The sequence below is a fragment of the Salinimicrobium profundisediminis genome (assembly GCF_026241755.1).
Taxonomy (GTDB): domain Bacteria; phylum Bacteroidota; class Bacteroidia; order Flavobacteriales; family Flavobacteriaceae; genus Salinimicrobium; species Salinimicrobium profundisediminis.
In genome coordinates this window covers 1-13,371 of sequence record NZ_JAPJDA010000027.1, presented here as the reverse complement: position 1 = coordinate 13,371, position 13,371 = coordinate 1, and the positions used below count along the sequence as shown (strand labels likewise).

Genomic DNA, 13,371 nt, shown 5'->3' with positions numbered 1-13,371 from the left:
GTATAGTGGTATAATATGACGTTTTTTCAATCTTATTTAACTGTTTAATTTTATTAGATGTGAACCTATGTGCTTGTAAGGATCATGGCTTGAAAGTTCGTTTTCGATAATGTATAGTCGAGGTTCGGCCTCAAAGGAAAAATCAATTAAGTAGCCGTCTGGAATGGTGATGATGCTATCGCCAATTCGTTTTTTAATATCTCTGTAAAAACTATTGCTACCAAATATGTGATTTGATTGCTGAACGATGACTTGTTCAAACTCCTGTTCTTTAGCATATTCGTAATAGCTGTATGTTTTATCTTGGACTAGTCTTTCCATATTTAACACTCGTGTATTGCTGAATTAAACTTATAAACCCACCAAATTTTAAAGCATCAAAAACCTCCTCTTTTGTAAGCTCTGCATATGCTTTTATTTGCTCTATTACGGTTTTTCGTCTATTTACCAGACTTCTGTCTTGTAGATTGAAGACCTCTATAGTTTTTTGAACTTTTGCTTGTAAAACAGGATCAGATAATGTTGGATGTGGTTCTATTTCGCCTCTCTCATTGTAATAGAAATAATCCTTAACAGAATCCACAACAGGATCAAAGAATCCTGCATAATCAGGTTTCTTTATGCCTGACTTATTGTCCTTGTATTTTGCCCCAAAATCTTCATCATTACATGCAGCTACAAGGTTATCCCAGTTGAAAGTATGCTCAGGGAACATATTTCGATTTCGAAAATGATCAATATGACAATCTCGCTCATCATCTATGGGGATTTCAGAATATCCACAAATACAATCCTGCTCACTAATCAGGATGGTTGCTCTAGTCTCCAAATAAGTTGGATGTCCAGCACAACCAGGTTTACTAAAATCAATATTCCAATCGGCTCCAGGGTTCTTGTCTTTAAAATCAGTAAAGGAAGCCAATGGCGAATCTTTATTTATCTTTCTCATTGAGCTTATTCCTTTTTGTTATTTCAAGTCTTATATCCATTAGAGCCTTATCTGATTTACCGAGATCCTTTTCCAATTCTGCTAATAGTTCACTAAACTCGGCTGATTTATAATTATTAGCCCTGATGAAGTCCCAAATATCGTTTAACTGCTGTTGCACTTTTTTATAACGCAATCCTTCTAAATCAAAGAAATCTGTTAATATGTCATCAACGGGTTTGCCATAAGGATTAAAAGAAATATTCTTAATCCTAGATTTTCCATTTTCGTTTACAAGAACATTCAGTTGTCCTTTTTTTAATGCAGAAAGAACATTTGGCGAATGGGTAGTTATGATGGAGAAATTCTTAAATAAATCTTCTTCTTCCTTAAATAGGTTGTACACAAATTCACGTTTCCATTCAGGATGCAGATAAGTGTCGGGCTCATCTAGTAAAAACAAGCTATTATCAGCAGCCAGTAGTTCTTTCAAACCCGTAATAATCAATAGTTGCTTCTCACCCTCGCTCAGGTTGTTGAAGCTTACCTCTCGTCCATTTTTAATTAGGTTCAGATCGATGCTTTCAAGAAAATCATTCGATTGCAGGGAAACTAGGTATTCAAAAAGCCTTTTTTCTGTCCCGTAAAAGCTCCAAATTTTTTCGAGTTGTGATTTATCGGATATACTAAAAGTGATTGAGTCTGACCGAAATTTTGCTTTAGTTGCCCCTTTCAAAATATTCATGAACTGATTCAGTTCTCCCATTGCTCCCCAAAATTCTTCAGGCATGGATTTAGACTTTGCCCAACTTGGCTTCTTGAAATCGAGTTGAATAGAAGAAAACCCACTAATCCCAAATTGCCTTTGTAAAGCCTCTGGCACATCTCCAAACTCATAACTCAACAATCCTATCAAAATAGCAGGTAGGTTCTGAGGAAGGAAATAATAAAAAGGCTGATCGAATTGAACTTCTCCAGTGAGTGTGCCGGTAATTAGCTCTCGCTGAAACTTAGTATAGATTTCAGAAATACTGTTGGAAATACCTGAATAGTAAACCACAAAATTGTCGGGCAGAATGTAAGCCAACTCTTCACCTTTATTGCGTAGATGCTTTTCTATTTTCGATAAGCCCTCTATAATGTCTTTACCCTCAAATAATTTAATGTGTAGTTTGTCTTCATATGATACCTCTACACCTATGTAGTTTACAAAGGATTCACCATACATGGATGTTTCAGTGATTTTTTCCCTTCTTAGTAAATAAGTGATGGAAAATTGGAAAGGGAAGGTTTCTGTCTCCAATGACTTAAAATCCTTTGTACCTAAAAGCGTAGCGAAGATTTGTGTCAATGATTCGATTAAAGTTGTTTTCCCAGAACCATTTTTACCTATGAACACTGCTATATGACCACTATTCTGAAAATCAACTGAAAGATTTTCGAAAAGCTTAAAATTCTTTATATCTAATTTGAGTAATTTCATAACTGTCCATTCATGATTAGTTTAATTAATTCCAAAACTTCACTGGCAGCTATTTGATTCAATTGCGTTTGGTTTTTATGACATGAGCGGTGGTTGGTTGACCAAATGATTTCGTATTGATGATGGAGGTGCAAGTCTTCAACTGCCCACGCTGTTGCCCCTCTGGAACGGCACGAACAAATAATAATATCGCATCCCTGAGTTACAAATGTTTGAAGGCTCTGAAACATCCGGCTATTCGGATCTCCCTGGCTTTCTATACCGATTTTAATACCACTGATGTCAACGATATAAGTAATATCTGCACCAGATTTAATAGCATGAAGGGTATGATTTGGAAAAGCAGCTAACAATAAATTGGATGTTTCAAGAACCGTTGCTGATTTCCCCTGACTTGATGGGCCATATATGGCAATAACTGATTTTTTCATTTTAATCGATATTGAAAATTGCTGATTCAAACTGACTCTTAGTTTGCTCGCTTACTCGTTCAATTTCCGTTTCTAGCCGAGATATTTTATCCTTGATAACGTTAATATCATCTAGAATTTGTTTCTGTTCCGAAATTGTTGGAATAGGCACTAAATAATTAGCAACTTTTGAAGCATTTAAATTTGGTTGAGCACTTCCAGAAGCCAATAACCTGAAGTTTTCAATTTGACTTATTAAATAAATCCAAAGGAAATCTGTTAAAATCAACTCAGCATTTATATTATGCAACACTGCACAAGCTTGGTTTGTGGTAGCATCAATACCGAGTTTAGCACTTCTGCCTGCTGTAGCACCATACATGGCTACAATTAAACTACCTTTTGGATATAATTTTGCACTTGACCTTTTAAGCCCTAATTCGGTAATATATTCCTCAGTCTCAGTAATAATATTTTCCCTTACTTCTCCTGTTTTAATCCAAGGTATTTCACCTCCATAATATTGCTTATTTGATCTACTTGGGGTTCCTCCACTGCTAATTTTGCATAAAGCACTAATAGGCAAGGTCCTGAATTTTAGATTTGAGTAAAAATTTCTCATTCTTGCCATGGGGCTATTAATACCCCATTCAGATAAGCTTGAAAAGCTTACAACATTAAAACGTTTTGTAGGCTCTTGGGAATTATAACTCGTAATTCCAAGTTTATCATTGAGATACAAGTCTATTTCATCTTTAAGAGCAATCAGAGTAGATTGGAGTTGTATTTCTTCTTCTACATTATTTCTGTATTGCTTTACTATTTCCTTTTGAATTTCGATCTGCGGCACGGGAATCCTAAATCCTAAAAAGGCTTTTTCATCCACCCGTTGGCGACCTGTAGTACCTGAGCTGGCTTTTTGGCACAGTTCGGCAAAGTGCTTTGTGCCTGTGATCAGATTGAAAAACTCAGGAAGTATCTTTTCTGTATTGATATTGTAACTCAAGAAATCCTGTGTTGTGATTGCACCCTCCAGTTCGGGAGGTACAATACCAAACGCCCCATTACGAGCATCTATCTTGCTCATAATGAATTGTCCCTCTGAAATACGGAATTGGTTTTTTGTGCCAATGTTTTTGCCAAAAATCAACTCATCACCTCGCTGTATCACACCTTTGCCATATAACTTGATGGTAACTTGCTTGTACGCTTTGTCGTCTTCCAGTATTTCCTTTTCCCGATTACGAATAATAAGGTTTCCGATAGGCTCTAGTTTAAACCCATCTTTATACAATACTTTATCGCTCAGAATAGCACCCACGCTCCAATTGGAGAGGGTCATGAAGCGTACTTCATTGAGATATTTAAATGTTGTCTCAGTGGGCATATGCTTCATAAAATATTTCAGGTTCACTTAGAATGTTTCCGTCAATCAGTTGCAGTCGGGAAATGTTACCTTCATCATCTACCGGGTATTGAACTTCTTTCTTGGGTTCAGCCCATAGCTGGGCCTTTTTTCTGTATGCTCTGAACTCAACGGCTACTTCTTCCAACTCATTTTCGCAAGGTGCTCCCGTACTGGATATACCTGCCTTTTCTACTTCTATAACAGGAATTGGATAGTCGAAACGCTCTTTCACAAGCGGTTTAATTTCGGCAGCAATGAGGTCTTCTATTTGCTTGACATCTTCTGTATATTTCTTTTTCAGCTCCCGAAGCTCTTTGGCTGATTTACTTTCTTTCAATTTCTTTTCTTCCTTCTTGAAAGTCGTTTTCAGTTCATCCAGTTTGGTTTGGTACTTGTCTTTGATTTCTTTGGTGGTATCCTCGGTGATTTTTTGATAGGTTGCCAATTCTTCTTCACTGAACTTTTTAAGGAATAGCAAACTAGGTTTTACAGTTGCACCCGAGGCAATGAAAACATCCTGAGGAATGGAAGTGATGTTGATTAACTTGGCTTTTCCTTCAATGTATTCTCTGATTTTTTGCAGTGCACTATTGTTCAAAACACCTTCCGGTAATACAATGCCCATTCTGCCACCTGGTTTTAAAAGGTTCAGGCATCTTTCCATAAAGAGCACTTCTGTCAAGCCACTCCATGCACCAACATCAAATATGTCTAACAAAGCCTTACCACGGCTTTTGCCAGGTCCATTGTCATAGGTTGCCCACTCTTGAATTTGTTTTACAACGGTTTCACGATAGTTGTATTCCTTATATCTATCTTCATAGAACTTGACTTTTTCTTCGCTTGGAATGTCTGAAGGGGTGATCTTCAAAGTTTTATTGACTCTTGAGCCAAAAGGAGGATTGGTAAGTATGACATCAAATCGCCCATCAAAAATGCCGTTGACATTCAGTAATCCATCATGATGATGCACTCCACCATGACCATCACCATGCATAATCATATTCATTTTGGCGGTTCGAGCCATTCTTGGATTGGCGTCTGTACCGAAAATGCAGTCATACGAAAGGGTTTTTAAACGGCCTTTTGGATTGTGTATGTCTAGTTCGAAATTGAGCTTAGAGAAAAGGTCGTCCACAGTCTTAGCTAACTCCTCTTGCTTTTTCTCTGATAGCTTATCATATTCCTGACCAAAATATTGCTCTTTAATTTTTTCCTTCTGAACCTGCACCTCTCTTTCGATCTTATCCCTCACGTATTCAAATGCTTTAATCAAGAAGCCACCACTACCGCAGCAAGGGTCACAGATTACATCTCCTTCTTCCGGGTCAAGTACGTCTACCATATAATCCACTATGGTACGTGGGGTAAAGAACTGTCCTAACTCACCTCTAAATGTTCTACCCAAGAACTCCTCAAAGGCAATCCCTTTAATATCGTCCGAAGTATCTGAGAGATTGTATTTCTCCAACTCCTTTACAATTTGCAGAAAGCTGGTTTCGCGAATTTTTATGCTGTCATTGGGATCAAAAATTTCTTCTGTTTTGAATACTTCCTTTGTCTTCTCAAAAAAGTGCTGGTAGAAGGGAAAGGAATCCTTTCCGGTAATTTTTTCATAAGCCGCTTTTAATTCTTCAAATTCCTTTCTGGAAAAAAGAGCTTTTGTTTTAGCCTGCTCTCTTTCATAGCGGATTTTCATAAAGAGAATCTTGCTGATCTCATCAAATGCGGCCTCAGGAGAAAGCTTGTCATTATTACGAATGATGTTGTGACATTTGAATAGTAGTTTACTAAACTCGTCACGGGTAAATGCCTTTGTTTTGGTTAAAAGCTCTTCAATTTTCTTTTTATCAAACAGCTCGGTGGCGTTTGGAATTTCCGCCACCTCTTCCAGCTTCTTAGGCATTTTGCCTTTGACCACCCTAAAGAATTTGGTGTCTTTTAGATTGGTAGTAACAAAGAAATCGGCACCTGCCCATGAAGCATAGTTGTAGCCTTGGTAGTAGTCTTCCTCGTGAATTGTAATTTGTTCAGCTTTACACTCTATTACTATGATTGGGCTGTTATCCGAGTTGCGGTCTTCTTTGGTTTTCCAAATAACAATGTCAGCTCTAGCTTTTCCCTGACCTCTTTTGGAGTTATTGACTTTTACCTCCTGAGCCATTTGATCAAGAGAATAGCCATATTGTTTCACTAAGTGAACTATATATTCTTGTCTGACTTCTTCTTCCGGGGTACAGATTAATTCTTTGCCGATCAATGGGGCAAAAATCTTGTTACCGTTTTTTTTGATTTCTATAGCCATTGTTCAATTATTTCGATTTCTTTTTTAGTTCCTGCTCAGCATGTTTAAGAGCTGCCAATGCAGATGTTTCATCCCCAACATTCTCAATGATTTTATCGGACAGCCAAATAGTCAAAAATTCTTCTTCATTGGCATTTAGCAATTGAGCCAAGGCAATTACCTGTTCTCTCTTTGCTTTTCTTTCGCCCCTTTCAATCTTGCTGTACATTGGAGTATCAATTTCAAGGCTCGCTGCTAGTTGTCGCTGCAGTAGCTCTTTTTCTTCTCTCAATTGCTTGATTTTTTCACCAAATTGCATGACCTGTTAATTTATGACTTGTCAAATTTTGGCTAATATAGAGAATGTAGGATTAAAAACTAATATGTACCGGACTTTTAAAATTTAGGATTGGTGAATTTGTGAAGGAAGCTAAAGACCATTTTTTCCGTCGCGGTTCTTGCTCAGGATAAACAGGCAGGCGGGGATCCCCGTGGTGAGGAACAGCTTATCGGGCAGGCGCACAATGGCATCTATCATAGACTACCATATGCTGCCGCACGTATTTCTCTCCTTTGTTATTGGAGGTCATCGCGCCGTTTGCCATTACAATTCCGGCAGTTCCGGTGTCGCTTAAATGGTGCCAAAAGGTTTGCATCCACATATAATTGGCGCTGCCATCTGTAGTAAATTCTTCTTTGGGACCAAATAGCCGGGGATCGCCATCGGGCAGATCTTCAGGATGCCAGTTGCTTACATTAAATGGCGGATTGGCAATGATAAAGTCGGCTTTCAGGTTTGGGAACTTGTCATCGAGCAAGGAATTTCCCAGTTTAATATCAAAAGAAAGGTCCCGCAGCATCAGGTTCATCAGGCACAATCGCAATGTTTGAGCGGTCATTTCCTGCCCTTAGATCGCGATGTCTTTTTTGTTTCCGCCGTGTTCCTTGATAAACTTCAAGCTCTGCACAAACATACCGCCACTCCCGCACGCAGGATCGAAGATGCGGCCTTTGAAAGGCTCCAGTAGTTCCACCAGCAGCCTTACGATACTGCCGGGCATAAAGAACTGCCCCGTACCCGAACCTTCGGCCATTGCAAATCGACCGATGTAATATTCATAAATACGGCCCAGGATATCGCTTTCAGGATTTTCTTTTTCAGAAAATTAAGGGTAGGAGAGGAGGTTGATAATTCCTCCGGTTTGTTTGGGAGATAGTTCACTCCGCACAAAGATGCTCGGCAAAATATTTACCAGCTGGGGGTTATATCCCGTTAATGTTTCCTGGATCTAGTTTTTACCTATTTCTGATTTCTGCGATATAGGTGGTGTAGAGATCATTGGCCTCGCTTTATTATAAATTTTAGAAAGATTCATGCATTTGCGAAGTATATCCTACCAGAAAACCCTCTTCAGGGAGCAGACGCCTGTGAAATCAATTACCTGGCGTGAAGAATAAATTGTATATTTGATTTTAACAAATTTTTAATGTACTTACAATGAAGTTTAAGTTCTATATCCAGATTTTATTTTTAGCAGTCCTTATTTCTATTTCGTGTAGTAAGGAGGAAATTCAGACGGAAAAACTTAAAAATTCTGCAGGAGCGGTTACAGTAGAAAAGGAATTTTTAACAATCCAAAACTTCAGTCCAATCGCTGTGGAGCTAAAAGTGACCGAAATCATTGAATCTGTACTTAATCCAAGCATTCAATTAACTTCTCAAACCTCTTTAAGTGAGGATTTAGGTGCAGACGAATATGATCTCAACCTCATCCAAATGAACGTTGAGGGTTATTTCGGAATAATAATTCCTGATCCACAGAAGTTAACAACGGTAGGGGCATGGATAGAATTCGTAAAAATAAAAGTCACCACCATAAAAGTCTATTCTTCAAATACAAGTGCTGTTGAGGTTTTAAATACTGAATTTCCAATAGATTATTTCTGTGAAATTATTAAACGTTCCAATACACAAGAAATAACTGAAGTAAATAATTTTTATGCTTCGGCACCTCCAGTAATTACCCAAACTAATCATTCGGAAACGAATGATATAATAACAAAAGAAATCGCATACACCTTTGTTTCTGGTAGTTGGGATAAAAATGGCCCATATCCCAGAATAACGTGGAAAGGTGTTATAATTACAAAAATCCAAGATCAAACAGGTTCAATTGAAACAAAAAAGTATCACACCCATATAGCTGAAATGGGTCCGCTTTATCCAAAATCAGTGGTAAATATTTTGACTGACACACCACATTCTGAAGAACCTGATTCATCAGTAGAGCCTACCATTTTTGAACGAATTAACGAGGTGCTTATAAATGAACTAAACATTCATCCAGAGCAGATAACACCTGATGCTAATTTTACTTATGATTTTCATTTAGATGAATTTGATATTATATTATTAATAACGGGCATTGAATCAGAATTTGAAATAGAAATCTCAGATGAAAGTGCGGAAACAATTTTTACAGTAAATGATCTATATGAGTTGGTTCAGGATCTGACCAATTTTCCAATTGAAACTGGGCAAGATGACATTTTTTACACAATAAAAATGATTATAGTTGATAAATTTGAAATTGATCCTGAACAAGTGGCTATGCAATCATCCATTATAGATGATTTGGGTGGAGATATTCTTGATACAATTGAATTAGTAATGGATATAGAAGATGAGTTTAACATAGCAATTCCAGATCATGAGGCTCAGGCAATTGTTACTGTACAAGACATGTATGATTTAGTTATTAAATATTTTGAATATTAAAAATTAATAAAAAAGTAATTGTGCAAAAAAAATATCAAATAATTACGAGTGGGTTCAGTTGAGGTATAGAAAAATCTACCTTTCCTGTTTGATGTATATAATGTGATAGTTACTGCTCGTGGCACTATTATAACCACTTAAAATTAACGTGTCCTGGGTGACACTTAGTTTTTCGCATCGCTCATCCTCCGGGATAACCAGAATGGTATCACGGGCAGTAATGCCCACCATATTGTTGGTGTCGAAAAGGCACTGCGATAAAATTCTGAATTCTTGGAATTCCGGTTCTTCTGCCACACCTTCTTCAACAAATTTAACAGTGGAATTTTTAAAGTAAACCAGACGGTAGGGATATTCAGGTTCTCTCCATTTTCCCTGTAAACCAGCAATAACAGCAGTGCTATCAATTTTCAGTAATTCAGTTTCGGATTCCGTCTGCTCGGTTGGGTGATTTTTTTTACCACTGGCAGAGGGTGTTGGTTTTCTGTCCTTACAGGAAATGCCAAAAAAGGTAAAAATGAACAGCAATGTGAAAAATTTAGGTTTCATGTTTTTTGTTTAAAATTTATGCTCCCGGACTGTCTTGTTGTTCCATTCTAACTTATCTATGAACATTTCTGTGGTGATATTTGCACCGGGCCAATCAGGTGGTATTTGTGCCGTAATTTGTTTGGGGTTCTGGCCGTCCTCATTGTAAATAAAAAAAGTAGCTTTTACCTGCCTGTCAGGGCTTGTGCATAGAAACCATTTCCCACTGCCGTAATCATCTACAGTTTCCTCAGTTTCCATTATGAACCATTCCTGGATATCTGTCGCCAGTTTGCCTTTGCTTATAATAGTGATGGATTCATTGTAAACATCAATTATCCTATCAATATTTTCGGTTGTATCCAGTTCCACGTAGCGTGTCACAGAAGATATAAAAGTTTGCCCCGTGCAAAAGCCGGGCATAAATAAGAAGAAAAGGATACAGGGAATACTTTTCATAATAGAAAGTTATAAAAAAAGAAGATGCCAAACACCAATCCTGCATTTAGAATGGCTCAAATTTACCAACCATAAACATTTACTTCAGGAATAACTCTCGTTGATGCACATAAGGGAGTCAATGGAAGGCTGCCATTCCATTTTTTCTGGTAAAAAGATGAGTTTGTTTTCAAACTCGTGTGTGCAGTAAACTCAGAACCTTTATCCTTGACCAGGAATGAAATTTTTTCTAGATGATCTTCAGTTATGCTCATCAATCCCCAGTCAAAAGCTCGGTGCAGGGTAGGGGACAGAGCTATTCCGGTGGGGAGTATGCACCCCACCAAGTACATATAGGATGTTAAGCTAAATATTTATCGCAGAACTCTGCGGTAAATATTTATCAGGTATTCTTTAGTTTTTTATAATTCTGGGGATACAGATCACGGAGGTTCTTATGATTGATAGTCATAATGTTCTCCAGAGTATGCTTTAACCACTCCTCCGGATTTACGTCGTGCTTTTTGCAGATAGCCATAAAGGAATAAATACAAGCCGATCGCTGTGCTGCATTATGAGACCCGGCAAACAAGTAATTCTTTCTTCCGATTGTAAGGGGTCTAAGGGCATTCTCCGTAAGATTCGTATCAATCTCCAGGATTCCATCATATAAATATGCGTGGAGCTTGTCCCACCTGCTCATGGTGTAATGTATGGCTTTTCCTATTGGACTTTTCGGTAAAATAGTATGCTGCTGTAATTCATCCACCATCCATTTACCAAACTCTTCCAGGATCTTCAGGGATTCATCCAGGCGAAGCGTTTTTCGTTGCTGGGGATCCATATTTTCTTCCCTGGCCCTGGCTTCGATTTTATAGAGCTTTTGGATATAAGTCAGGGCTATTCCAGCCCGCTGCTTATCGTTATCCAGGGATTTCGTAAATTCTCTTCGAGCGTGCGCCCAGCAGTTCAGGTGGGTAATTCCTTCTCGTGCTCCGATTTTGTCATACACACTGTAGGCGTCACTTTGCAGGTAGCCTTTAAATCCAGATAATACATGCTCGACAGCCTGGGCACTTCGCCCGGGTTGGTAATCAAAGAGTACGGTTTTATCTATAGGGCTATGGTACACCCAATAGTAGCCCTGATGGGTGGTGCCCTTTTTGTTTTTATCCATGACTTTGATAGGCGTCTCATCGGCCTGCAGGTATCCCTTGGACCGGGTATCTTCCAGCAAGTGCTGATAGAGTATATCGAGCAGTTCCAGGCTTTGCCTGACCCAGCCTTCCAAAGTGGAGGCTGCAATGGGGATATTTTCTCTTTTAAAGCGTTGAAGTTGGCGGTAAAGCGGGAGATGATCTACATATTTGCAGATCAGTATCCAGGCTAGGAGTCCTGCTCCCGGAATGCCTTTTTCAATAACCCTGGTAGGAAGTTCCCCGATGATGACTCCTTCTTTATTCTTAGGAGCATATTTATACCGGATGTAACGCTTGATATAAAGTTTGGCAGGCTCATATTCCAACTCATCGGTCACTTCCTTGCCAATGCATACCATATCACTGTAATCTTCCTGTGGATAGATCTCGATTTCCCTTACCTCCAGGTGCGCTGGAAGTGCCATACGACCTTTATGAGCAGAGGTTCTCTTTCGACGCTCATAAGTGAGCTTCTCCTTTACTTGTTCCTCCTGCTTTTGGGCTGTTTCTGGCTCCATCTCGAAGGGAAGGCTCATCTGGTCCTTATTGCCTTCAAAGCGTTCCCTTTTCTGCCCGTGTACGATTCGCTTGTACTGAGCAAGCTGGAATTCCAGGTCGGAGATTTTTTGATCCTTTATGGAAACAATTTTTTCCGCCTTCTCCCTTCTTTTAGTCTCCTTTTCAAGGCGCGCTAAAAGTTGTTCTTTGGTAAGGTTTTTCAGGGAATTTTGCATAGGATAAATATACAATATCCGGGCTATTAAACCTAGCCTGAACCCCTGTTTTTACTGATAAAGTGCGATTATTTTCTAGTGAGAATAACGCAGTTTCTGAACACTTTTTTTAACCGTAATACCCTCTATCATCAGTACCAATTGCGTCGTAAAACTGGTCTGATCTTCTTTAATTACAGGCGGAGTGAAGCTTCCCCGCTCCAGGCGTTTGTAGTATAAAACAAAGCCGCCCCGCTCCCAGTGAAGCAGCTTGAGATGGGTGCGATTCCGATTAAGAAAAACGAACACATCACCGCTGGTAGGCTCCCGGTTGAGTTCATTTTTCACCAAGCCACTTAGCCCATTAAATGATTTTCGCATATCACAAGACTTACGATAAAAGTGATAATTATGGGAGGAACCTAAGGAGAACATTAATACAGCTTAACTAGCCGGGCAATAAGTCCCAGGTCCGCGGCATTCATTTGGAGTTTGACCCCATTGGGATAAATAAGTTCCAGCTCACCCGATGAGGCGTTTAATCCCTTGGTAACTTCTACAAATCCCCCGGGCTGATCTTCATCTTTTTTCTTGCGGATCCAGTAACAGAAAGTGGAAGGACTGATTCCTTTTTCTGTGCTAAAGGCTTTTGCCGAAAGGCCGCTATTACGGTATTCATTAACTAAAGTGTACATTTCTTCCTGTTTACTCATAATAAATATTATTTTAGAGCAGCAAAGCTAGCGCCAGAAAGAAAGGAAGTCAAGACGGGTTTAGTGGGGTGCATACGGTGGGGACTGTGTCAAAGGCTGAAAATCTATATGCGGTCCGGCACTGTTCTTCATTTCAGAAATACAGTAGCTATGGTCGTGAATATTAGGAATGGTGCGTTTGAACAAGCCACCACGGATAAATATTTCTTCGTGAAACTGACTTTCAATAAAGATTCCGAGGGAAGCAAATGTGAACGGTACTCCTGCCCGGTATTATGCTGAATTTGATATTCCATTTGGATTTTGGCTATTTCGGAGTGACCGTGCCACCGATTTCGGTTCAAACAGTGCCACTTTGAAAGATCTTACAATGATATAAAAAATTAATGTTACTCCTTTTTTAAAACTCCTTTTCTTAATGATTCTCCTTTAAGATCTATCCTATGTGAGGAGTTTACTATCCTGTCCAGGATTGCATCAGCAATAGT

At 38.9% G+C, this 13,371-nt stretch carries 13 protein-coding genes and 2 pseudogenes; 1 reads left to right on the top strand and 14 read right to left on the bottom strand.

Features of this window, described 5'->3' with window-relative positions:
* Positions 1 to 36 precede the first annotated feature (36 nt).
* The 8 genes and pseudogenes from OQ279_RS14815 to OQ279_RS14780 all read right to left on the bottom strand — a co-directional run bounded on the left by OQ279_RS14815 (position 37) and on the right by OQ279_RS14780 (position 7,607).
* Entirely contained in the window at positions 37 to 321 is a 285-nt protein-coding gene (locus tag OQ279_RS14815; protein WP_266070782.1) for a hypothetical protein, read from the bottom strand.
* Entirely contained in the window at positions 299 to 949 is a 651-nt protein-coding gene (locus tag OQ279_RS14810; RefSeq protein WP_266070781.1) for a retron system putative HNH endonuclease, read from the bottom strand. The genes OQ279_RS14815 and OQ279_RS14810 overlap by 23 nt, the downstream gene beginning before the upstream one ends.
* Entirely contained in the window at positions 933 to 2,411 is a 1,479-nt protein-coding gene (locus OQ279_RS14805) for an AAA family ATPase (RefSeq protein ID WP_266070780.1), read from the bottom strand. The genes OQ279_RS14810 and OQ279_RS14805 overlap by 17 nt, the downstream gene beginning before the upstream one ends.
* Complete coding sequence (locus OQ279_RS14800; protein WP_266070779.1) at positions 2,408 to 2,842, bottom strand: hypothetical protein; 435 nt, start codon at positions 2,840 to 2,842, stop codon at positions 2,408 to 2,410. The genes OQ279_RS14805 and OQ279_RS14800 overlap by 4 nt, the downstream gene beginning before the upstream one ends.
* 1 nt (position 2,843) lies before the next feature.
* Positions 2,844 to 4,208, bottom strand: a complete 1,365-nt coding sequence (locus tag OQ279_RS14795) for a restriction endonuclease subunit S (RefSeq protein WP_266070778.1) — start codon at positions 4,206 to 4,208, stop codon at positions 2,844 to 2,846.
* Positions 4,198 to 6,534 carry an N-6 DNA methylase gene (locus tag OQ279_RS14790; RefSeq protein ID WP_266070777.1) on the bottom strand — a complete coding sequence of 779 codons (2,337 nt, stop codon included), beginning with the start codon at positions 6,532 to 6,534 and terminating at the stop codon, positions 4,198 to 4,200. Before OQ279_RS14790 ends, OQ279_RS14795 begins: the two co-directional genes overlap by 11 nt.
* A 7-nt stretch (positions 6,535 to 6,541) precedes the next feature.
* Positions 6,542 to 6,832 carry a helix-turn-helix domain-containing protein gene (locus OQ279_RS14785; protein ID WP_266070776.1) on the bottom strand — a complete coding sequence of 97 codons (291 nt, stop codon included), beginning with the start codon at positions 6,830 to 6,832 and terminating at the stop codon, positions 6,542 to 6,544.
* Between the two features lie 111 nt (positions 6,833 to 6,943).
* Positions 6,944 to 7,607 (bottom strand): annotated as a pseudogene (locus OQ279_RS14780) (HsdM family class I SAM-dependent methyltransferase).
* Positions 7,608 to 8,011: 404 nt separating this feature from the next.
* On the opposite strand from OQ279_RS14780, the gene OQ279_RS17920 reads away from it, so the two are divergent.
* Positions 8,012 to 9,292, top strand: a complete 1,281-nt coding sequence (locus OQ279_RS17920; RefSeq protein ID WP_370866534.1) for an acyl carrier protein — start codon at positions 8,012 to 8,014, stop codon at positions 9,290 to 9,292.
* Between the two features lie 75 nt (positions 9,293 to 9,367).
* On the opposite strand, the gene OQ279_RS14765 is transcribed toward OQ279_RS17920, so the two are convergent.
* The 6 genes and pseudogenes from OQ279_RS14765 to OQ279_RS14740 all read right to left on the bottom strand — a co-directional run.
* Complete coding sequence (locus OQ279_RS14765; protein ID WP_266070775.1) at positions 9,368 to 9,841, bottom strand: hypothetical protein; 474 nt, start codon at positions 9,839 to 9,841, stop codon at positions 9,368 to 9,370.
* A gap of 9 nt (positions 9,842 to 9,850) precedes the next feature.
* A complete protein-coding gene (locus tag OQ279_RS14760; RefSeq protein WP_266070774.1) occupies positions 9,851 to 10,279 on the bottom strand; it encodes a hypothetical protein in 429 nt (142 codons plus the stop codon).
* Positions 10,280 to 10,661: 382 nt separating this feature from the next.
* Complete coding sequence (tnpC, locus tag OQ279_RS14755) at positions 10,662 to 12,191, bottom strand: IS66 family transposase (RefSeq protein ID WP_266070773.1); 1,530 nt, start codon at positions 12,189 to 12,191, stop codon at positions 10,662 to 10,664.
* 75 nt (positions 12,192 to 12,266) lie between these two features.
* On the bottom strand, positions 12,267 to 12,605 hold the full coding sequence (gene tnpB / locus OQ279_RS14750; RefSeq protein WP_266070772.1) for an IS66 family insertion sequence element accessory protein TnpB: 339 nt from the start codon (positions 12,603 to 12,605) through the stop codon (positions 12,267 to 12,269).
* The gene (tnpA, locus tag OQ279_RS14745) at positions 12,605 to 12,883 is read right to left on the bottom strand and encodes an IS66 family insertion sequence element accessory protein TnpA (RefSeq protein WP_266070771.1); all 279 of its coding nucleotides are present in this window, start codon (positions 12,881 to 12,883) and stop codon (positions 12,605 to 12,607) included. Before tnpA ends, tnpB begins: the two co-directional genes overlap by 1 nt.
* Before the next feature lie 389 nt (positions 12,884 to 13,272).
* Positions 13,273 to 13,371, bottom strand: a pseudogene (locus tag OQ279_RS14740) (ATP-binding protein); the annotation flags it as partial.